Here is an 18,060-nt window from a genome sequence, read left to right as displayed (position 1 = left end):
GTCAACAGCGGCTACCGCCCAGAATTCCCCCGGCCGCCCTGGTGGCGCCACGGTCCGGTGATCGCGAGCATGATGCCGGGCTCCTGGATGTTGGCGAACAGCGTCCGCCCGTCGGGGGAGAACGTCACTCCCGTGAACTCGCTGTACTCCGGCTTGCCGGGCGTGCCGTTGTCGAGCTGGTTGCGGGCGATCGGGTAGGTGCGCCCGTCGTCGAGCACGCCGAACAGGTGCTGCAGACCCTGGCCGTCCTCGGCTATGACCAGGCCCCCGTGGGGGGAGACGGTGATGTTGTCGGGGCCGTCGAAGGCGCCCTCCCGCTCGGGGTGCTCGTTGACGCCGAAACGGACCTTGAGGGTCAGGGTGCGGTGGCCGGGGCTGTAGAACCACACCTGGCCGTCGTGCCGGACCGGGCTCTCCTCGCGGGCGTAGGACGACACCACGTACACGCCGCCGTCGCCCCACCACATCCCCTCCAGCTTGCGGGCACGGGTGACCCGGCCGCTCGGGAACTGCTTGCGCACGGAGACCTTCCGTGCGTCACGGTCGGGGACGTCCACCCAGTCGACGCCGTAGACCGTGCCGGGGCGCGTGGCACGCGAGAGGTCGTCGACGAACCGGCCGCCGGAGTCCACGCACCGGAACGCCTGCAGGACGCCGGCGTCGTCGGCGAGCGTGCGCAGCCTGCCGTGCCCGTGCCGGAAGCCGTCCGGCGGCGTCCAGCGGTAGAACAGGCCGTTGGGGGTGTCGGCGTCCTCGGTGAGGTAGAGATGGCCCCGGCGCGGGTCGACGACGACGGCCTCATGGGCGTAACGACCCAGCGCCTTCACCGGCTTGGGAGCACGATTGGCGCGGCGGTCGTGCGGGTCGACCTCGAAGACGTAGCCGTGGTCCTTGGTCATGCCGCGCTCGCCGGCCTTGTCCTCGGTCTCCTCGCAGGTCAGCCAGGTGCCCCAGGGGGTGGCACCGCCCGCGCAGTTCGTGGAGGTGCCCGCGATGCCGACCCGTTCGGCGACGTGGTCGCCGTGCCGGGCGACCTCCACGACCGTGCAGCCGCCGGCCGCGGCCGGGTCGTACACCAGCCCCTCCGCGAGCGGCACGGGGTGCTTCCAGCCGGCCCGCGGACCCTTCAGCTCATGGTTGTTGACCAGCACGGTGCTGCCGCGCGGGCCCTCGAAGGCGGCCGTGCCGTCGTGGTTCGAGGGCGTGAACTCCCCGCTCTCCAGCCGGGTGACGCCGCTGTGCGTGACGATGCGGTACGAGAAGCCCTCCGGCAGCGCCAGGATGCCGGCCGGGTCGGGCCGCAGCGGCCCGTACCCCACCGCGGCGGGCGCGGCGAGCGCACCGGGCGCACTCGCCAGCACCCCCGCACTGCCGGCCAGCGCCACCCCGGCACCGGCGAGGGCGGATCGTGCGGCGAACTCTCTTCGACTGAGGGTCATCTGCGCCTCCAGAACCGGTCGGACGGCGGGCACCGCCCACCTTCCCGTTCCCCGGAGAACCCACCGTGAACACCCCGCGACACGCGCGATGCGGGGCCGCAAAGCATGCGGCACCACGGCGCCCCGAAGGGGCGCGGGACAGTGCCGATCTGCGGCTGCCGCCGCGTGGGCGCGATCGGCCACGGACGGCCTGCAGCCGACACCGCACCTGCGGGAGCGTCGTGGCTTTCGCGCAGTTCCCCGCGCCCCTTCGGGCCCTAGCCGCGGGCTCCGCCCCGCGAGCGGGCCTTGAAGGCCGCCTTGCGGGCCTGCTTGGCCGCCGTCTTGTCGGCCAGCAGCCGGCCCATCGCCTCCAGGACGTCGCCGGTCGCCGGGTGGTCCACCTTCCACGCCGCGTCGAAGAAGCCGCCGTGCCGGCTCACCACGCTCTCGGTGAGCTCGCGGAGGTCCTCCTCGTCCTCCTCGGTCGTGGCCGAGTCGAGCTGGGCGGCGATCGTGTCGACGGTGAGCCACAGGACCGTCGCCGCGTCCGGCTCGGGGACGTCGGTGATGCCGCGCTCGGCGAGCCAGACCCGGGCCAGGCCGCCGAGGTGCGGGTCGGTGACGGCCTCGCGCAGGGCGGGTTCGGCCTCGGGGCCGGCGAGGGCGAGCACCTGCTGGCAGGCCAGTCGGCGCCCGGGGCCCTCCGCGTCGTCGCCGCGGGCGGCGGCGAGCAGTTCGCGGGCCGCGTCGAGGTCGCCGCGGCGCTCCAGCCACAGGCGGGCCTCGGCGTGTGCGGCGCCCCGGGGGTGGTGCGGCAGGGCGGCGAGGAGCTCGTCGGCGCCGGCCTCGGCGAGGTCGCCGACGGCGGGCGCGTCGATGCCGGCGTCGAGCATGCGTGCGCGCACGGCGAACAGGCCCAGGGGGGTGAGGGCGACCATGCCGTAGCGGCTGACGTCCTCGTCCTCGGGCAGGTCGGAGGAGATGCCGTCGACGGACTCCTTGATGTGGCCCTCGCCGTCGACGACCTCGACGAGGGACTCGTCGACGGGCCGGTAGTGGACGATGCCGGTGGGCTCCAGGATCCGGAACTGGTCGTCCAGGCGCATCATCGCGTCGGACACCTCCTCCAGCACCTCGTCCGTGGGCTCGTCCATGTCGTCCGGCACGATCATGGACGCGGCGAGCGCGGGCAGCGGCACGGGCCGCTCGGGGGAGCCCTGTTCGAGGGCGGTGAGCAGGTAGAGGTTGCCGAGGACGCCGTCGAGGAAGTCGGCCTCCTCCTCCGGGTTCCAGTCGAGGGAGTCGAGGTCGAGGTCGCCGTCCTCGACGGAGCCGCTGAGCTGGTCGACGAGGTCGGCCAGGTCGGGGGCGGCGGCGTCGGCCAGGACGGTCTCCAGGCCGCCGAGCCACAGCTCCAGTACGTCCTGGGGGCTGCCGGAGGTGAGCGTGGCCAGCTCCTCGCCGGCGGCGGCGGTGCCGGCGGGCTCGTCGCCGGTGGCGTCGGCGGCCTCCAGGGCCTGCTCGGCGGCGGGGTCCTCGGTGAACTCCACCAGGCCGGTGTCCAGGGCCAGCTGCCAGGCCTCGGCGGTGTACGCGGTGCCGTTCTCGTCGTCGTCGAGGCCGAGGAGTCCGGCGGCGGTGTGCAGTTGGTCGGCGAGGAGTTCGCCGTCGCGGCCGACCGGGGTGCCCTCGCCGGCCCAGCGGGCGAGGCGGGCGGCGCGGGCGAACAGCGGCGCGCTGAGCGCGTCGCGGGCGAGCTCCGCATCGGAGGGCAGCCGCACCGGCGGCATGGTCGGGCGCTCTGCGGACATCAGGGGGGTCAACTCCTCGTCGGGCGGCCGCACCGGGCCGGGCCGGGTTCACTGTCGTCGGCCGGGATCCGCTGCGTGCAGGGCCCCGGTGCCGGGGCCAAGCCTAGGCCGTGTCCGGCGGATCTTCGTCACGCGCCACCACGGCGCCCCGTAGGGGCGCGGGGCGGTGTCGATCTGCGGCTGCGCCGTGTGGGCGCGACAAGCCACGACGCGCCCGCAGACGCAGTGCCGTGCTGCGCCCGGACCCCGCGGGGGTGATACGTCGTCTGCAGGCCGCCGGTGGCTGATCGCGCCCACGCGGCGGCAGCCGCAGATCGACAACGCCCCGCGCCCCTTAGGGGGAACTGCATGATCCGCCGGACACGGCCTGGACGGCGCCGGTGTCCCACCCGCCGTTCACCGGGCCGTCACCGGGCGCCGTGAGGATCCGGCCGCGTTCCGCCCCGCGCGGCGGGTGGGGTGACGGACGGTCGGGTGTGGGCGAAACCCTTGACAACTGACCCGCTCGCACCGGAAATTGACGCGCGTAGATTGCGTGTCGACCCCACAACGGCTAGTAATCACCTCGCACCATTTTTGGCCAGACCCGCACTATCCGTGATCAATCGCCGGTCGGGGCCCTGACGCATGCCGTTGTCAGGGCCCTGACCAGCGTCCGATCGCACCCGAGCACGCCCCACCCCTGGCCGACGCATGGCCGGCGCCCGACCAGCGCCGATCCGACCACTCCCACCCGGAGGACCTCGTGCTGCCCAGCCGCAACCGCCGCAGCCTGACCGGACGCACCGCGACCGTCGGCTCCCTCATAGCCGGGGCGCTCGCCGCCGGGCTGCTCTCCCCCGTGAGCGCGAACGCCGCGAGCGCCGACGCCGCCCCCGCCGGCACCCGCATCCACGACATCCAGGGCACCACCCGCATCTCGCCGTTCGCCGGCCGCCAGGTCGCCGACGTCCCCGGCATCGTCACCGCCGTCCGCGCCTTCGGCTCCTCGCGCGGCTTCTGGGTCCAGGACGCGCAGCCCGACCGTGACGAGGCCACCAGCGAGGCCGTGTTCGTCTTCACCGGCTCCACCACCCCCGCCGTCGCCGTCGGGGATGCGGTGCTGGTCTCCGGCACCGTCACCGAGTACTACCCCGGTGGCGAGGCCGCGGGCGGCCAGTCGGTGACCCAGATCACCAAGGCCGCCGTCACCGTCACCTCCTCCGGCAACGCCCTGCCGGCGCCCGTCGTGCTGAACCCCGCCACCCTCCCGGACCGGTACGCGCCCGACGCCCACGGCGGCTCCATCGAGAACCTCCCGCTGCGCCCGACCCGCTACGCCCTGGACCGCTACGAGTCCCTGGAGGGCATGCGCGTCGAGGTGCGCAACGCGCTCGTCACCGGCGCCACCAACGACCACCACGAGCTGTGGGTCACCGCCGAGCCCCGCCACAACCGCACCGCCCGCGGCGGCACCCTCTACGGCTCGTACGCCGACCCCAACGCCGGCCGCGTCAAGGTCGCCTCGCTCATCCCCTTCGCCCAGCGCCCCTTCCCCGTGGCGAACGTCGGCGACGAGCTGACCGGTGCCACCACGGGCCCGCTGGACTACGACAACTTCGGCGGCTACACCCTCCAGGCCACCGTGCTGGGCACCCTCACCGACCGCAAGCTGCAGCGCGAGACCACGCGCAAGCAGAAGGACGGCGAGCTCGCCGTGGCCACCTACAACGTGGAGAACCTCTCCCCGAAGACCCCGCAGGCGAAGTTCGACCGCCTGGCGACGGCCCTGGTGAACAACCTCGCCTCGCCCGACGTCGTGGCGCTGGAGGAGGTCCAGGACAACAGCGGCCCCGCCGACGACCACGTCGTCGACGCCACGCAGACGCTGACCAGGCTCACCGACGCCATCAGGGCCGCGGGCGGCCCGGCCTACCAGTGGCGGCAGATCGACCCGGTCGACGGCCGGGACGGCGGCCAGCCGGGCGGCAACATCCGTACCGCCTTCCTCTTCAACCCCACCCGCGTCTCCTTCAAGGACATCCCCGGCGGGGACTCCACCACGGCCGTGAAGGTCACCCGCGCCGGCGGCAAGGCCGCCCTGTCCGCCTCCCCCGGCCGCATCGAGCCGGGCGACACCGCATGGACCAACAGCCGCAAGCCGCTGGTGGGCCAGTTCTCCTTCCGCGGCAAGGACGTCTTCGTCGTCGCCAACCACTTCAACTCCAAGGGTGGCGACCAGGGCCTGGAGGGCCGCTTCCAGCCCCCGGCCCGCACCTCGGAGGTCCAGCGCACCCGGCAGGCGCAGCTCGTCAACGGCTTCGTCAAGCAGCTGCTCGCCGCCGACCGCAACGCCGAGGTGGTCGTCGCCGGCGACCTCAACGACTACCAGTTCTCCCCGGCCCTGGGCGCCCTGACCGCCGGCGGCGTCCTGACCGACCAGGTCACCCGCCTGCCCCGCCAGGAGCGCTACGGCTACGTCTACCAGGGCAACTCCCAGGTCCTGGACCACATCCTGACCAGCCGCCGCGTGGGCCGCGTCGACTACGACATCGTCCACATCAACGCCGAGTTCGCCGACCAGGCCAGCGACCACGACCCCCAGGTGCTGCGCTTCAGGCCGTGACCTGCCGATGAACGACAGCGGCCGTACGGCGGGGTGCCCCCGCCGTACGGCCGCTTCGTGCTGTCCGCCCGCGTCAGTCGTTGCTGTGCAGCATCTCGTTCAGGCCGCCCCAGCTGCTCTTGTACGGGTGGGCCTCGACGGCGCCCGTGGTGGAGTTGCGGCGGAAGAGGATGTTGCTGGCGCCGGAGAGGGTGAGGGCCTTGACGACCTCGCCGTCGGGCAGGGAGACACGGGTGCCGGCAGTGACGTACAGGCCGGCCTCGACGACGCAGTCGTCGCCGAGCGCGATGCCGATGCCCGACTCGGCGCCCAGCAGGCAGCGCTCGCCGATGGAGATGATCTGCTTGCCGCCGCCGGAGAGGGTGCCCATGGTGGAGGCGCCGCCGCCGATGTCGGAGCCGTCGCCGACGACGACGCCTGCGCTGATGCGGCCCTCGACCATGGAGGTGCCCAGCGTGCCGGCGTTGAAGTTGACGAAGCCCTCGTGCATGACGGTGGTGCCGGCGCCCAGGTGCGCGCCCAGGCGGACGCGGTCGGCGTCGGCGATGCGCACGCCGGAGGGCGTGACGTAGTCGGTCATCCGCGGGAACTTGTCGACGCTGGTGACCTGCAGGTGCAGGCCCTCGGCGCGGGCGTTCAGGCGGGCGCGGTCGACCTGGTCGACCGGGACGGGGCCGAGCGAGGTCCAGGCGACGTTGGCGAGCAGGCCGAAGATGCCGTCGAGGTTCTGGCCGTGCGGCGCGACCAGGCGGTGCGAGAGCAGGTGCAGGCGCAGGTAGACGTCGTGCGTGTCGAGCGGCTTGTCGTCCAGGGAGGCGATGACCGTGCGGACGGCCACCACGTCGACGCCGCGGCGGGCGTCCGGGCCGACGGCCTTGACGGCGGCCTCGCCCAGCAGCTCGGCGGCGCGCTCGGCGCCGAGCACCTCGGTGCCGGCCGGGCCGGGGGCCTCGGTCAGCTCGGGGGCCGGGAACCAGGTGTCGAGGACGGTGCCGTCCGCGGCGACGGTGGCGAGGCCGGCGGCGACGGCGCCGGTGGTGGTACGGGGAGCAACAGCATCGGTCATGTGCGAAAACCTAACCGGACGGGCCCGTCGAAGGCGAACCGGCCGCCCACGGCGCGCTGGCCGCCCGGCCGCCGCTCGTGTCACGCGGATGGCGCACCCCACCAGCCGGACGGCCCCGCCCGCGTCGCACTCCGGAAATAGTCGACATATCCATAGGGAGGGCGGCCCCCGGGACAACGCTCCCGGCCCGGGGACCGCCCGACCCGTCCGACCTCCCCGAATGGTCCCCGCCGCACCGGCCCCCCGAACGGAAACCAGCATGACACCGCTCAGACGCCGTCTGATCGCAGCCCTGTCCCTGTCCGCCGCGCTGACCGTCCACCTCGCCATCTACCCGGCCACCGCCTCCGACCCCGAACCGGGGCGGGCCGCGCACCTGGCGCCGCTGGAGCGCACCGCGGGCGAGCGGGTGCCCGGGCACTACATCGTGACCCTGCGCAAGGGCTCCAGCCCGCGGACCCTGTCCGCCTCGCTGGGCGTGGTGCCCGACCGCGTCTACACCCACTCCCTGACCGGTTTCGCCGCCACGCTGACGCCCCAGCAGCTGGAGGCGGTGCGCAGCTCGCCGGACGTCGAGGCGGTGGAGGAGGACGCCGTCTTCGCCGAGGCGGACCGGCCCGTCGCGGCCGGCGCCCGGGCCCCGACCGACTCCTGGGGCCTGGACCGGATCGACCAGCGCTCCCTGCCGCTGAACGGCCGGTTCGACGTCAGCGCCACCGGCGAGGGCGCCACCGCCTTCATCCTGGACACCGGGATCGACTACTCCCACCCGGACTTCGGCGGCCGCGCCCACCGGGGCGCCGACCTGGTCTCCCAGGGCGGCGACGCGAGCGACTGCGCCTCCGGCAGCGGCCACGGCACCCACGTGGCCGGTGTCGTGGGCGGTGCGACGTACGGCGTGGCGCGGCGGGCGACGCTGGTCAGCGTCCGGGTGCTGGACTGCCAGGGCCGGGGCACCACGTCGGGCATCCTCTCCGGGCTGGACTGGGTGGCCACCAACGCGCCGGCCGCCTCCGTCCTCAACGCCTCCCTGGTCGGGCCGCTGTCGCGGAGCATGGACTCCGCCGTCGACAGCGTCGCCGCCAGGGGCGTGCCACCGCTCGTCGCGGCCGGCAACAGCAACGACAGCGCCTGCTCCCACTCCCCCGGCGCGGCGCTGACGGCCCTGGCGGTGGGGGCGACCAACCGCATGGACCAGATGACGGACTTCACCAGCTACGGGCCCTGCGCCCGCATCATGGCGCCGGGCGAGGACATCGTCTCCGACCGCGTGGGCGGCGGCTCGACCACCAAGAGCGGCACCTCCCAGGCGACGCCCTTCACGACGGGTGTGGCGGCCCTGTACAAGGCCCGGAACCCCTCGGCGACCTCGTCGGCGGTCATCAACTGGCTGCTCTCGCAGTCCACGAAGGACACGGTCACCGACCTCAAGCCGGGCACCCCGAACAGGCTGCTGTACACGGGGAATCCGTAGAAAAGGCGGCAGCCCGCCTCCCCGTGGTTGCGGGGAGGCGGGCTGCCGGGCGTCGTGCGGAAGCGACCGGGGCTCAGACGTTGAAGCCCAGCGCGCGCAGCTGCTCGCGGCCCTCGTCGGTGATCTTGTCGGGGCCCCACGGCGGCATCCAGACCCAGTTGATGCGCAGCTCGTTGACGATGCCGTCGGTGGCGGACTTCGCCTGGTCCTCGATGACGTCGGTGAGCGGGCAGGCCGCGGAGGTGAGCGTCATGTCGAGGGTGGCGATGTTGGCGTCGTCGATGTGGATGCCGTAGATCAGGCCCAGGTTGACGACGTCGATGCCGAGCTCGGGGTCGACGACGTCGTAGAGGGCCTCGCGGACCTCCTCCTCGGTGGCCGGCTTGGTCGTGGTCTCTGCGTTGTCGCTCATGCGGTCTTCCTCTCGGACAGCGCCTGGGCTGTCGCGTCCTTCCACGCCATCCAGCTCAGCAGGGCGCACTTGACCCGCGCGGGGTACTTGGAGACGCCGGCGAACGCGACGGCGTCCTCCAGCACCTCCTCCATGGCGTCGTCCGGCTCGATGCGGCCCTTGGACTGCATCAGCTCCAGGAAGGTCTCCTGGATCCTGCGGGCCTCGTCGAGGCCCTTGCCGACCAGCAGCTCGTTGAGCACGGAGGCGCTGGCCTGGCTGATGGAGCAGCCCTGGCCCTCGTAGGAGACGTCTTCGATCGTCTCACCGTCGAGCCGCACCCGCAGCGTGATCTCGTCGCCGCACGTGGGGTTGACGTGGTGCACCTCGGCGTCGCCGTCGCGCAGGCCGCGCCCGTGCGGATTCTTGTAGTGGTCCAGGATGACGTCCTGGTACATCGAATCAAGCTTCACAGTCAGCCCTCGTCAGCCGAAGAAGTTCCGGACGTGCTCCAGGCCCTCGATGAGGGCGTCGACCTCACCGGGCGTGGAGTACAGGTAGAACGACGCTCGCGTGGTCGCCGGAATTCCGTAGCGCAGGCAGACGGGGCGGGCGCAGTGGTGGCCGACGCGCACGGCGATGCCCTGCTCGTCGAGGACCTGGCCCACGTCGTGCGGGTGGATGTCGCCGAGCGTGAAGGAGACGGCCGCGCCGCGGTCCTCGGCCGTGGTGGGGCCGATGATGCGCAGGTCCGGCACCTCCTGCAGGCGGCGGATCGCGTACTCGGTGATGGCGTGCTCGTGCCGGGCGATGTTCTCCATGCCGATCGAGGTGAGGTAGTCCACCGCGGCACCGAGGCCGACGGCCTGGGCGATCGGGGGCGTGCCGGCCTCGAACTTGTGGGGTGCCGGGGCGTAGGTGGAGGAGTGCATCGAGACGGTCTCGATCATCTCGCCGCCGCCGAGGAAGGGCGGCAGGTCCTCCAGCAGCTCCTGGCGGCCCCACAGGACGCCGATGCCGTCGGGGCCGCACATCTTGTGGCCGGTGAAGGCCACGAAGTCGGCCTGCAGGGCCTGGACGTCCAGCGGCATGTGGGGAGCGGCCTGGGAGGCGTCGACGACGACGAGCGCGCCGACCTCCTGGGCCCGCCGGACTATGGCCTCGACGGGGTTGAGGGTGCCGAGGATGTTGGAGACCAGCACGAAGGAGACGACCTTGGTCTTCTCGGTGATGATCTCGTCGATGTTCGACAGGTCGAGGCGGCCGTCGTCGGTGAGGCCGAACCACTTCAGCTTCGCGCCCGAGCGCTGCGCGAGCAGCTGCCAGGGGACGATGTTGGAGTGGTGCTCCATCTCCGTGATGACGATCTCGGTCTCGTGGTCCACGCGGTAGGGCTCGTCGGCCCAGGCCAGCATGTTCGCCACGAGGTTGAGCGACTCGGAGGCGTTCTTGGTGAAGATCACCTCGTCGCGGCTCGGCGCGTTGATGAACGCCGCGATCTTGTCACGGGCGCCCTCGTACAGCGCCGTGGCCTCCTCGGCGAGCACGTGCACGCCGCGGTGGACGTTGGCGTTGTGCCGCTCGTAGTGCTCGTTGAGCACGTCGAGCACCTGGCGCGGCTTCTGGGAGGTGGCCGCGTTGTCCAGGTAGACGAGCTTCTTCCCGTCGTGGACGATCCGGTCCAGGATCGGGAAGTCCTTGCGGATCGCGTCGGTGTCGAGGAGACCCGGCAGCTGAATGGTCACGCCGTGACGCCACCCTTCACGTATGCCTCGTAGCCCTCGTTCTCCAGCTTGTCGGCGAGCTCGGCGCCGCCGGACTCGACGATGCGGCCGCCCGCGAAGACGTGCACGAAGTCGGGCTTGATGTAGCGCAGGATGCGCGTGTAGTGGGTGATCAGCAGGGTGCCGACCTCACCGGTCTCGCGCACGCGGTTGACGCCCTCGGAGACGATGCGCAGGGCGTCGACGTCCAGGCCGGAGTCGGTCTCGTCGAGGATCGCCAGCTTGGGCTTGAGCAGCTCCAGCTGGAGGATCTCGTGGCGCTTCTTCTCACCGCCGGAGAAGCCCTCGTTGACGTTGCGCTCGGCGAAGGCGGGGTCCATCTGGAGACGCGCCATGGCCTCCTTGACCTCCTTCACCCAGGTGCGCAGCTTGGGGGCCTCGCCGCGGACGGCGGTGGCGGAGGTGCGCAGGAAGTTGGAGACGGAGACACCGGGGACCTCGACCGGGTACTGCATGGCGAGGAAGACGCCGGCGCGGGCCCGCTCGTCGACGGACATCTCCAGGACGTTCTCGCCGTCGAGGGTGACGGTGCCGCCGGTGATCGTGTACTTGGGGTGGCCGGCCAGCGAGTAGGCCAGGGTCGACTTGCCCGAGCCGTTGGGGCCCATGATGGCGTGGGTCTCGCCCTGCTTCACGGTCAGGTCGACGCCCTTGAGGATCTCCCGGGAGCCGTTCTCGGCCTCGACGGAGACGTGCAGGTCGTGGATCTCAAGCGTTGCCATGGGGAACTCAGGACTCCTGGGTGACGGAGACGAGCACGTCGTCCCCTTCGATCTTGACGGGGTATACGGGGACGGGCTGCGTCGCGGGGAGGCAGTCGGGCTTGCCGGTGCGCAGGTCGAAGCTGGAGCCGTGCAGCCAGCACTCGATGTGGCAGTTCTCGACCTCGCCCTCGGAGAGCGAGACGTTGGCGTGCGAGCAGATGTCGTTGATCGCGAACACCTCGCCCTCGGTGCGCACGAGCGACACCGGGGTGCCGTCGACCTCGACCCGCTTGGGGGTGTCCTCCTCCAGCTCGGCCAGGGAGGCAACCTTCACGAACTCGCTCATGCGACCGACGCCTCCAGCTCTTCCTCGATCTTCGCGATCAGGCGCTCCTCCAGCTCGGGGATGCCGATCTGCTGGACGAGCTCGGCGAAGAAGCCGCGCACGACCAGGCGACGGGCCTCCTGCTCGGGGATGCCGCGGGCCATCAGGTAGAACAGCTGCTCGTCGTCGAAGCGGCCGGTGGCCGAGGCGTGGCCGGCGCCGACGATCTCGCCGGTCTCGATCTCCAGGTTGGGGACCGAGTCGACGCGGGCGCCGTCGGTGAGGACGAGGTTGCGGTTGAGCTCGTAGGTGTCGGTGCCCTCGGCCGCGGCGCGGATGAGGACGTCGCCGATCCACACCGCGTGCGCGTCCTTGCCCTGCAGCGCGCCCTTGAAGACGACGTTGCTGCGGCAGTGCGGGGTGTCGTGGTCGACGAAGAGGCGGTGCTCCTGGTGCTGACCGTTGTCGGTGAAGTACAGGCCGTACAGCTCGGCCTCGCCGCCCGGGGCGCCGTAGACGACCCGCGGGTGCAGGCGCACCAGGTCGCCGCCGAAGGTGACGATCACGGACTTGAAGGAGGCGTCGCGGCCGATCAGCGCGGTGTGCTGGGCGACGTGGACGGCGGTGTCGGCCCAGTCCTGGACGGAGACGACGGTGAGCTTGGCGCCGTCGCCGATGACGTACTCGACGTTGGCGGCCAGGGTGGCGTCACCGGTGTGGTCGATGACGACGACGGCCTCGGCGAAGGCGCCGACCTCGACCTGCAGGTGGCCGAAGGCGACCCCGCCCTCGCCGTGCGCGGAGATACGCACCGGCTCGGTGAGGACCGCATCCTTGGGGACGGTGACGACCGAGGCCTTCTCGAAGGAGCTGTACGCCTGGGCGACGACCCGGTCGACGGGCTTGCCGGCGCGGCCGAGGCGGGCGTCGTCGCGACCGACGGTCTCCACGGTCACGCCCTGGGGGGCGCTCACCTCGACCTTGACCCCGGCGCCGTCGGCGACCGCGGTGCCGTCGTGCAGGCCGCGCAGGCGCGCCAGCGGGGTGAAGCGCCACTCCTCCTCCCGGCCGTGCGGCACGGGGAAGTCGGCGACGTCGTAGGAGGCGAGGGCGGAGAAGCGGGATTCGATGGGCTGCTCGGCCCCGCCCACCTGGATGGCGCCGTCGGTGGTGCTGCCGACGGGAGTGTTGTCAGCCATGGCTGTCGTCGTGCTCTCTTCCTGTCACAAAGTTTTCGCTGCGTCGTGTGGAAAGGGGCGGTGGCGTCAGCCGACCGAGCCTTCCATCTGCAGCTCGATCAGCCGGTTGAGCTCCAGCGCGTACTCCATGGGGAGCTCGCGGGCGATCGGCTCGACGAAGCCGCGCACGATCATCGCCATGGCCTCGTCCTCGGACAGGCCGCGGCTCATCAGGTAGAAGAGCTGGTCCTCACTGACCTTGGAGACGGTCGCCTCGTGGCCCATGGAGACGTCGTCCTCGCGGACGTCGACGTAGGGGTAGGTGTCCGACCGGGAGATCGTGTCGACCAGCAGTGCGTCGCACAGCACGTTGGACTTCGAGCCGTGGGCGCCCTCGGCGATCTCGATCAGACCGCGGTAGGAGGTGCGGCCGCCGCCCCGGGCCACCGACTTGGAGACGATGTTGGAGGAGGTGTTGGGCGCCATGTGGACCATCTTGGCGCCGGCGTCCTGGTGCTGGCCCTGGCCGGAGAAGGCGATGGAGAGCGTCTCGCCCTTGGCGTGCTCGCCCATCAGGTAGACGGCCGGGTACTTCATGGTCACCTTGGAGCCGATGTTGCCGTCGACCCACTCCATGGTCGCGCCCTCGTAGGCCACGGCACGCTTGGTGACCAGGTTGTAGACGTTGTTCGACCAGTTCTGGATGGTCGTGTAGCGGCAGCGGCCGCCCTTCTTGACGATGATCTCCACGACGGCGCTGTGCAGCGAGTCGGAGGAGTAGATCGGGGCGGTGCAGCCCTCGACGTAGTGCACGTAGGCGTTCTCGTCGACGATGATCAGCGTCCGCTCGAACTGGCCCATGTTCTCCGTGTTGATGCGGAAGTAGGCCTGCAGCGGGATGTCGACGTGGACGCCCGGCGGGACGTAGATGAAGGAGCCGCCGGACCACACGGCGGTGTTCAGCGCGGCGAACTTGTTGTCACCGGCCGGGATGACCGTGCCGAAGTACTCCTGGAAGAGCTCGGGGTGCTCCTTCAGGGCGGTGTCGGTGTCCAGGAAGATGACGCCCTGCTCCTCCAGGTCCTCGCGGATCTGGTGGTAGACGACCTCGGACTCGTACTGCGCGGCGACACCGGCGACCAGGCGCTGCTTCTCCGCCTCGGGGATGCCCAGCTTGTCGTAGGTGTTCTTGATGTCCTCCGGCAGCTCCTCCCAGGAGGCCGCGGCCTTCTCGGTGGAGCGCACGAAGTACTTGATGTTGTCGAAGTCGATGCCGGACAGGTCGGAGCCCCAGGTCGGCATGGGCTTCTTGCCGAAGAGCTTGAGGCCCTTCAGACGGAGCTTGAGCATCCACTCGGGCTCGGACTTCTTGGCCGAGATGTCGCGGACGACGTCCTCGGAGAGGCCACGCCGGGCGGCGGCACCGGCCACGTCGGAGTCGGCCCAGCCGTATTCGTAGGTGCCCAGGCCCTCGAGCTCAGGGTGGGCAGTCTCCGTGGGGAGAGTCATGCGGGGTTCCTCCCGGCCGTGCTGGTGGATGCGGTGTTGATCGTCTTGGGGATGAACGTCGTGCACACACCGTCGCCGTGGGCGATGGTGGCGAGACGTTGCACATGGGTCCCGAGCAGGCGGGAGAAGACCTCGGTCTCCGCCTCGCACAGCTGCGGGAACTGCTCGGCGACGTGGGCGACCGGGCAGTGGTGCTGGCAGAGCTGTTCGCCGACCGGTGCGCTGCGCGCCGTAGCAGCGTACCCGTCCGCGGTCAATGCCCGGGCGAGGGCCTCGGTGCGCTCCTCGGGGGGCGCGGCCTGCACGCGCTCGCGGTACGCCTCGGCCTGCGCGGCCATGCGGGCCCGGGCGAAGGCCGCGACCGCGGCCTCCCCGGCCTCGCCGCCGCCGGCGGCCTGGGCGATCCACTGGAGGGCGTCCCGGGCGAGCTGGTCGTAGGCCTGGTCGAAGGCGTCCCGGCCGCAGTCGGTGAGCGCGAAGACCTTGGCGGGGCGGCCGCGGCCGCGGGCGCCGTAGACGCGCTTCTCGCGGGGCTCGACGATCCCCTCGGCGACCAGGGTGTCCAGGTGCCGGCGTACGGCCGCCTGGGTGAGCTCCAGGCGCTCGGCCAGCTCGGCGGCGGTGGAGGGGCCGTGGTCGAGGATGGAGCGGGCCACGCGGTTGCGGGTGCCGCGCTGCTCGTCGCGGTCGCGGGCGTCGCGCGCGGGTGCGGGCACGACGGCATCCGGCCCGGCGGCCTGGCCGGCCGCGGGAGCCTCCGGTGCCTCGCCCGCGTATTTCACAACACCATTGTTGCGTAATTGCCCGAAGCCCGACAAGCGCCGGAGGATCACGGAACGGTGGCTTTGATCACTTAGGGTTACCTAACCGGCCACCCCGGCGGGGTCCGTCCGGGCGCGTGCTCCGTAGACTTCCCGCATGCATGAAGAGCCCGCGGTCGAGGTCCACGGCCTGGTCAAGCGGTACGGGACGAAGACCGCGGTGAACGGACTGGACCTGACCGTCGCACGCGGCGGCGTCACCGCCGTCCTCGGCCCCAACGGGGCCGGCAAGACCACCACCATCGAGACCTGCGAGGGCTACCGCCGCCCCGACGCCGGCACCGTCCGCGTCCTGGGCCTGGACCCGGTCGCCGACGCCGCCCGGCTGCGCCCCCGCATCGGCGTGATGCTGCAGAGCGGCGGCATCTACGCCGGCGCCCGCGCCCACGAGATGCTGCGGCACGTCGCCGCCCTGCACGCCCACCCCCTGGACGTGGACGCCCTCGTCGAGCGCCTGGGCCTGGCCGAATGCGGCCGCACGAACTACCGCCGGCTCTCCGGCGGCCAGCAGCAGCGCCTCTCCCTCGCCATGGCCGTCGTCGGCCGCCCCGAGCTCGTCTTCCTCGACGAGCCCACCGCCGGCCTCGACCCGCAGGCCCGCCGCGCCACCTGGGACCTGGTGCGCGAGCTGCGCACCGACGGCGTGACGGTCGTGCTGTCCACCCACTACATGGACGAGGCCGAGCAGCTGGCCGACGACGTCGCCATCGTCGACGGCGGCCGCGTCGTCGCCCAGGGCAGCCCCGAGAAGCTGTGCCGGGGCGGCGCCGAGAACACCCTGCGCTTCACCGGCCGGCCCGGCCTGGACCTGGCCTCGCTGCTCAGGGCGCTGCCCACCGGCTCCGCCGCCGCGGAGGCCTCCCCCGGCTCGTACCAGGTGAGCGGCACGGTCGACCCGCAGCTGCTGGCGACGGTCACGGCCTGGTGCGCCCAGCACGGCGTCATGCCGGACCGCATAACGGTCGAGCGCCACACGCTCGAGGACGTCTTCTTGGAGCTCACCGGTAAGGAGCTGCGCGCATGACCGTCACCGGTACGTTCACCCCTCGTCCCGGCGCCGCGCCGCTGGGGCGGATGATCCGTGCGCAGGCCGCGCTGGAGACGCGGATGCTGCTGCGCAACGCCGAGCAGCTGCTGCTGACCGTGGTCATCCCCACGCTGCTGCTGGTGCTCTTCAGCGCCGTCGACATCGTCGACACCGGCAGCGGAAAGGCCGTCGACTTCCTCACCCCCGGCGTGCTGGCGCTCGCGGTGATGTCGACCGCGTTCACCGGCCAGGCCATCGCCACCGGCTTCGAGCGCCGTTACGGCGTGCTCAAGCGGCTGGGCGCCTCGCCGCTGCCGCGCTGGGCGCTGATGACGGCGAAGACCTGCTCGGTGCTGGTCACCGAGGTGCTGCAGGTGGCGCTGCTGACCGTGATCGCCTTCGCGCTGGGCTGGTCGCCGCACGGCAACCCGTTCGCCGTCGTGGCCCTGCTGCTGCTCGGCACCGCCGCGTTCTCCGGCCTGGGGCTGTTGATGGCCGGCACGCTCAAGGCGGAGGCGACCCTGGCCGCCGCCAACCTGGTCTTCCTGCTCCTGCTGGTCGGCGGCGGGGTGATCGTGCCGTTGGAGAAGTTCCCGGGCGCGGTGCAGTCCGTCCTCGGCGTGCTGCCCATCTCCGCGCTCTCCGACGGCCTGCGCGACGTGCTGCGCGACGGCGCCGTCATGCCCTGGGCCGACCTGGGCATCCTGGGCGTCTGGGCCGTGCTGGGGCTGGGTGCCGCGGGCCGCTTCTTCCGCTGGGAGTGAGACGGGCGCGGCACGCTGCGGGGGGCTCGTGAATCCGTGCACAAACACCCCCGTACGATGACTGGCGTGCCGAAAACGCTGAACCCCCTCCAGCTCGTCGCCGACCGCTGGCAGCCCTCCGCCCGCTTCGTCCGACGCGCCGTGCTCGCCACCGTCGTCATGGCCGTCGTCATCGTGGTCACCGGCGGCGCGGTCCGGCTCACCCAGTCGGGCCTCGGCTGCCCGACGTGGCCGACGTGCACGGAGGACAGCCTGACGCCCACGCCCGCCATGGGCATCAACGGCGTCATCGAGTTCACCAACCGCATGCTGACGTACGTGCTGTGCGCCGTCGTCGGCGTGGCGATCGTGGCGGCGCGCGCCCACCTGCCGCGCCGGCGGGGCCTCACCCGGCTGGGCTGGATCCAGTTCTGGATCATCGCCGCGAACGGCATCATCGGCGGCATCACCGTGCTGACGGGCCTCAACCCATACATCGTCGCCGCGCACTTCCTCGCCTCCACGGCGCTGCTGACGGTCGCCGTGGTGATGTGGCACCGCTCCCACGAGGGCGACGAGGAGCCCCGCGACCTGGTGGCCCGCCCCGTACGCCAGCTCGGCTGGATCCTGGTCGCGACGACCGCCCTGCTGATCGTGGCCGGCACCGTGGTGACCGGCTCCGGCCGGCACGCGGGCGACGCCAAGAAGAACGTCCACCGCATCCCGCTGGACTGGCACCAGATCACCCAGCTGCACGTCGACTTCGTCTTCGTCGTCGTCGGCCTGACGGTGGCCCTGTGGTTCGTGCTGCGGGCCGTCGGGGCGCCGGCGGTGCCGCGGCGGCGGGTGGCGGAGCTGTTCGTCGTGCTGATGCTGCAGGGGGTCGTCGGGTACGTGCAGTACTTCAACGACTCGCCCGAGATCGTGGTGGGCACGCACATGTTCGGCTCGTGCCTGGTGTGGATCGCGGCCTTGCGGGTGTCGCTGTCGCTCCGTACGCGGGGCGAGGCGCCCTCGGTGCCGGCGCCGGCCGGCGAGGCCGCCGCCGCACCGGCCGCGGAGCCTGCGGCCGCAGGCCGCTAGACGACGCGCCCCGAAAGGGGCGCCCCGTAGGGGCGCGGGGAACTGCGCGACAAGCCACGACGTGCCCGCAGCTGCGGTGTCGGCTGCGGGCCGTCGGTGGCCGAGATCGGAAGAGCGT

At 72.0% G+C, this 18,060-nt stretch carries 16 protein-coding genes; 5 read left to right on the top strand and 11 right to left on the bottom strand.

Annotated elements, in window-relative coordinates; all coding sequences use genetic code 11:
• Window positions 1-11: 11 nt before the first annotated feature.
• Window positions 12-1,439 (bottom strand): alkaline phosphatase PhoX, encoded by a 1,428-nt coding sequence (locus tag AB0K17_RS23905; protein ID WP_365964934.1) that lies wholly within the window; start codon window positions 1,437-1,439, stop codon window positions 12-14.
• 257 nt (window positions 1,440-1,696) lie between these two features.
• The gene (locus AB0K17_RS23900; protein ID WP_365964822.1) at window positions 1,697-3,232 is read right to left on the bottom strand and encodes a hypothetical protein; all 1,536 of its coding nucleotides are present in this window, start codon (window positions 3,230-3,232) and stop codon (window positions 1,697-1,699) included.
• 748 nt (window positions 3,233-3,980) lie between these two features.
• Here AB0K17_RS23900 and AB0K17_RS23895 point away from each other — a divergent pair.
• A complete protein-coding gene (locus AB0K17_RS23895; protein ID WP_365984224.1) occupies window positions 3,981-5,837 on the top strand; it encodes an endonuclease/exonuclease/phosphatase family protein in 1,857 nt (618 codons plus the stop codon).
• Between the two features lie 73 nt (window positions 5,838-5,910).
• Here AB0K17_RS23895 and dapD read toward each other — a convergent pair whose 3' ends face one another.
• Window positions 5,911-6,903, bottom strand: a complete 993-nt coding sequence (dapD, locus tag AB0K17_RS23890; RefSeq protein WP_365964823.1) for a 2,3,4,5-tetrahydropyridine-2,6-dicarboxylate N-succinyltransferase — start codon at window positions 6,901-6,903, stop codon at window positions 5,911-5,913.
• Between the two features lie 259 nt (window positions 6,904-7,162).
• Here dapD and AB0K17_RS23885 point away from each other — a divergent pair, with 259 nt between their 5' ends.
• A complete protein-coding gene (locus tag AB0K17_RS23885; RefSeq protein ID WP_365964824.1) occupies window positions 7,163-8,377 on the top strand; it encodes a S8 family peptidase in 1,215 nt (404 codons plus the stop codon).
• A 73-nt stretch (window positions 8,378-8,450) separates the two neighbouring features.
• On the opposite strand, the gene AB0K17_RS23880 is transcribed toward AB0K17_RS23885, so the two are convergent.
• From AB0K17_RS23880 to AB0K17_RS23845, 8 genes are all read right to left on the bottom strand, one after another.
• Window positions 8,451-8,789: a metal-sulfur cluster assembly factor gene (locus AB0K17_RS23880; protein ID WP_344436998.1), complete on the bottom strand. Its 339-nt coding sequence runs from the start codon at window positions 8,787-8,789 to the stop codon at window positions 8,451-8,453.
• On the bottom strand, window positions 8,786-9,241 hold the full coding sequence (gene sufU, locus AB0K17_RS23875) for a Fe-S cluster assembly sulfur transfer protein SufU (RefSeq protein WP_365964825.1): 456 nt from the start codon (window positions 9,239-9,241) through the stop codon (window positions 8,786-8,788). Before sufU ends, AB0K17_RS23880 begins: the two co-directional genes overlap by 4 nt.
• Before the next feature lie 12 nt (window positions 9,242-9,253).
• A complete protein-coding gene (locus tag AB0K17_RS23870; RefSeq protein ID WP_344437001.1) occupies window positions 9,254-10,513 on the bottom strand; it encodes a cysteine desulfurase in 1,260 nt (419 codons plus the stop codon).
• Entirely contained in the window at window positions 10,510-11,274 is a 765-nt protein-coding gene (gene sufC, locus AB0K17_RS23865) for a Fe-S cluster assembly ATPase SufC (RefSeq protein ID WP_365964826.1), read from the bottom strand. The genes AB0K17_RS23870 and sufC overlap by 4 nt, the downstream gene beginning before the upstream one ends.
• A gap of 7 nt (window positions 11,275-11,281) precedes the next feature.
• Window positions 11,282-11,602: a non-heme iron oxygenase ferredoxin subunit gene (locus AB0K17_RS23860; protein ID WP_344437005.1), complete on the bottom strand. Its 321-nt coding sequence runs from the start codon at window positions 11,600-11,602 to the stop codon at window positions 11,282-11,284.
• Window positions 11,599-12,780 carry a Fe-S cluster assembly protein SufD gene (gene sufD, locus AB0K17_RS23855; protein WP_365964827.1) on the bottom strand — a complete coding sequence of 394 codons (1,182 nt, stop codon included), beginning with the start codon at window positions 12,778-12,780 and terminating at the stop codon, window positions 11,599-11,601. Before sufD ends, AB0K17_RS23860 begins: the two co-directional genes overlap by 4 nt.
• A gap of 66 nt (window positions 12,781-12,846) precedes the next feature.
• Entirely contained in the window at window positions 12,847-14,268 is a 1,422-nt protein-coding gene (gene sufB, locus AB0K17_RS23850; RefSeq protein WP_365964828.1) for a Fe-S cluster assembly protein SufB, read from the bottom strand.
• Window positions 14,265-15,050, bottom strand: coding sequence for a helix-turn-helix domain-containing protein (locus AB0K17_RS23845; RefSeq protein ID WP_365964829.1), 786 nt, complete (start codon window positions 15,048-15,050; stop codon window positions 14,265-14,267). Before AB0K17_RS23845 ends, sufB begins: the two co-directional genes overlap by 4 nt.
• Before the next feature lie 136 nt (window positions 15,051-15,186).
• Between AB0K17_RS23845 and AB0K17_RS23840 the strand changes: the two genes are divergently transcribed.
• From AB0K17_RS23840 to AB0K17_RS23830, 3 genes are all read left to right on the top strand, one after another.
• A complete protein-coding gene (locus tag AB0K17_RS23840; protein ID WP_365984185.1) occupies window positions 15,187-16,113 on the top strand; it encodes an ABC transporter ATP-binding protein in 927 nt (308 codons plus the stop codon).
• Window positions 16,110-16,880 (top strand): ABC transporter permease, encoded by a 771-nt coding sequence (locus AB0K17_RS23835; RefSeq protein WP_365984184.1) that lies wholly within the window; start codon window positions 16,110-16,112, stop codon window positions 16,878-16,880. Before AB0K17_RS23840 ends, AB0K17_RS23835 begins: the two co-directional genes overlap by 4 nt.
• 66 nt (window positions 16,881-16,946) lie before the next feature.
• A complete protein-coding gene (locus AB0K17_RS23830) occupies window positions 16,947-17,942 on the top strand; it encodes a COX15/CtaA family protein (protein ID WP_365984183.1) in 996 nt (331 codons plus the stop codon).
• Window positions 17,943-18,060 lie beyond the last annotated feature (118 nt).

This window comes from Streptomyces sp. NPDC049585, from assembly GCF_040675615.1.
GTDB classification, from domain to species: domain Bacteria; phylum Actinomycetota; class Actinomycetes; order Streptomycetales; family Streptomycetaceae; genus Streptomyces; species Streptomyces luteosporeus.
This window is presented reverse-complemented; position numbering and strand designations above follow the sequence as displayed.

What these genes read in the sequence shown, in the direction of transcription:
- AB0K17_RS23905 (WP_365964934.1), bottom strand. Translation starts at nt 1,439, where the DNA reads ATGACCCTCAGTCGAAGAGAGTTCGCCGCACGATCCGCCCTCGCCGGT.
- AB0K17_RS23900 (WP_365964822.1), bottom strand. Translation starts at nt 3,232, where the DNA reads ATGTCCGCAGAGCGCCCGACCATGCCGCCGGTGCGGCTGCCCTCCGAT.
- dapD (WP_365964823.1), bottom strand. Translation starts at nt 6,903, where the DNA reads ATGACCGATGCTGTTGCTCCCCGTACCACCACCGGCGCCGTCGCCGCC.
- AB0K17_RS23885 (WP_365964824.1), top strand. Translation starts at nt 7,163, where the DNA reads ATGACACCGCTCAGACGCCGTCTGATCGCAGCCCTGTCCCTGTCCGCC.
- AB0K17_RS23880 (WP_344436998.1), bottom strand. Translation starts at nt 8,789, where the DNA reads ATGAGCGACAACGCAGAGACCACGACCAAGCCGGCCACCGAGGAGGAG.
- sufC (WP_365964826.1), bottom strand. Translation starts at nt 11,274, where the DNA reads ATGGCAACGCTTGAGATCCACGACCTGCACGTCTCCGTCGAGGCCGAG.
- AB0K17_RS23860 (WP_344437005.1), bottom strand. Translation starts at nt 11,602, where the DNA reads ATGAGCGAGTTCGTGAAGGTTGCCTCCCTGGCCGAGCTGGAGGAGGAC.
- sufD (WP_365964827.1), bottom strand. Translation starts at nt 12,780, where the DNA reads ATGGCTGACAACACTCCCGTCGGCAGCACCACCGACGGCGCCATCCAG.
- sufB (WP_365964828.1), bottom strand. Translation starts at nt 14,268, where the DNA reads ATGACTCTCCCCACGGAGACTGCCCACCCTGAGCTCGAGGGCCTGGGC.
- AB0K17_RS23840 (WP_365984185.1), top strand. Translation starts at nt 15,187, where the DNA reads ATGCATGAAGAGCCCGCGGTCGAGGTCCACGGCCTGGTCAAGCGGTAC.
- AB0K17_RS23835 (WP_365984184.1), top strand. Translation starts at nt 16,110, where the DNA reads ATGACCGTCACCGGTACGTTCACCCCTCGTCCCGGCGCCGCGCCGCTG.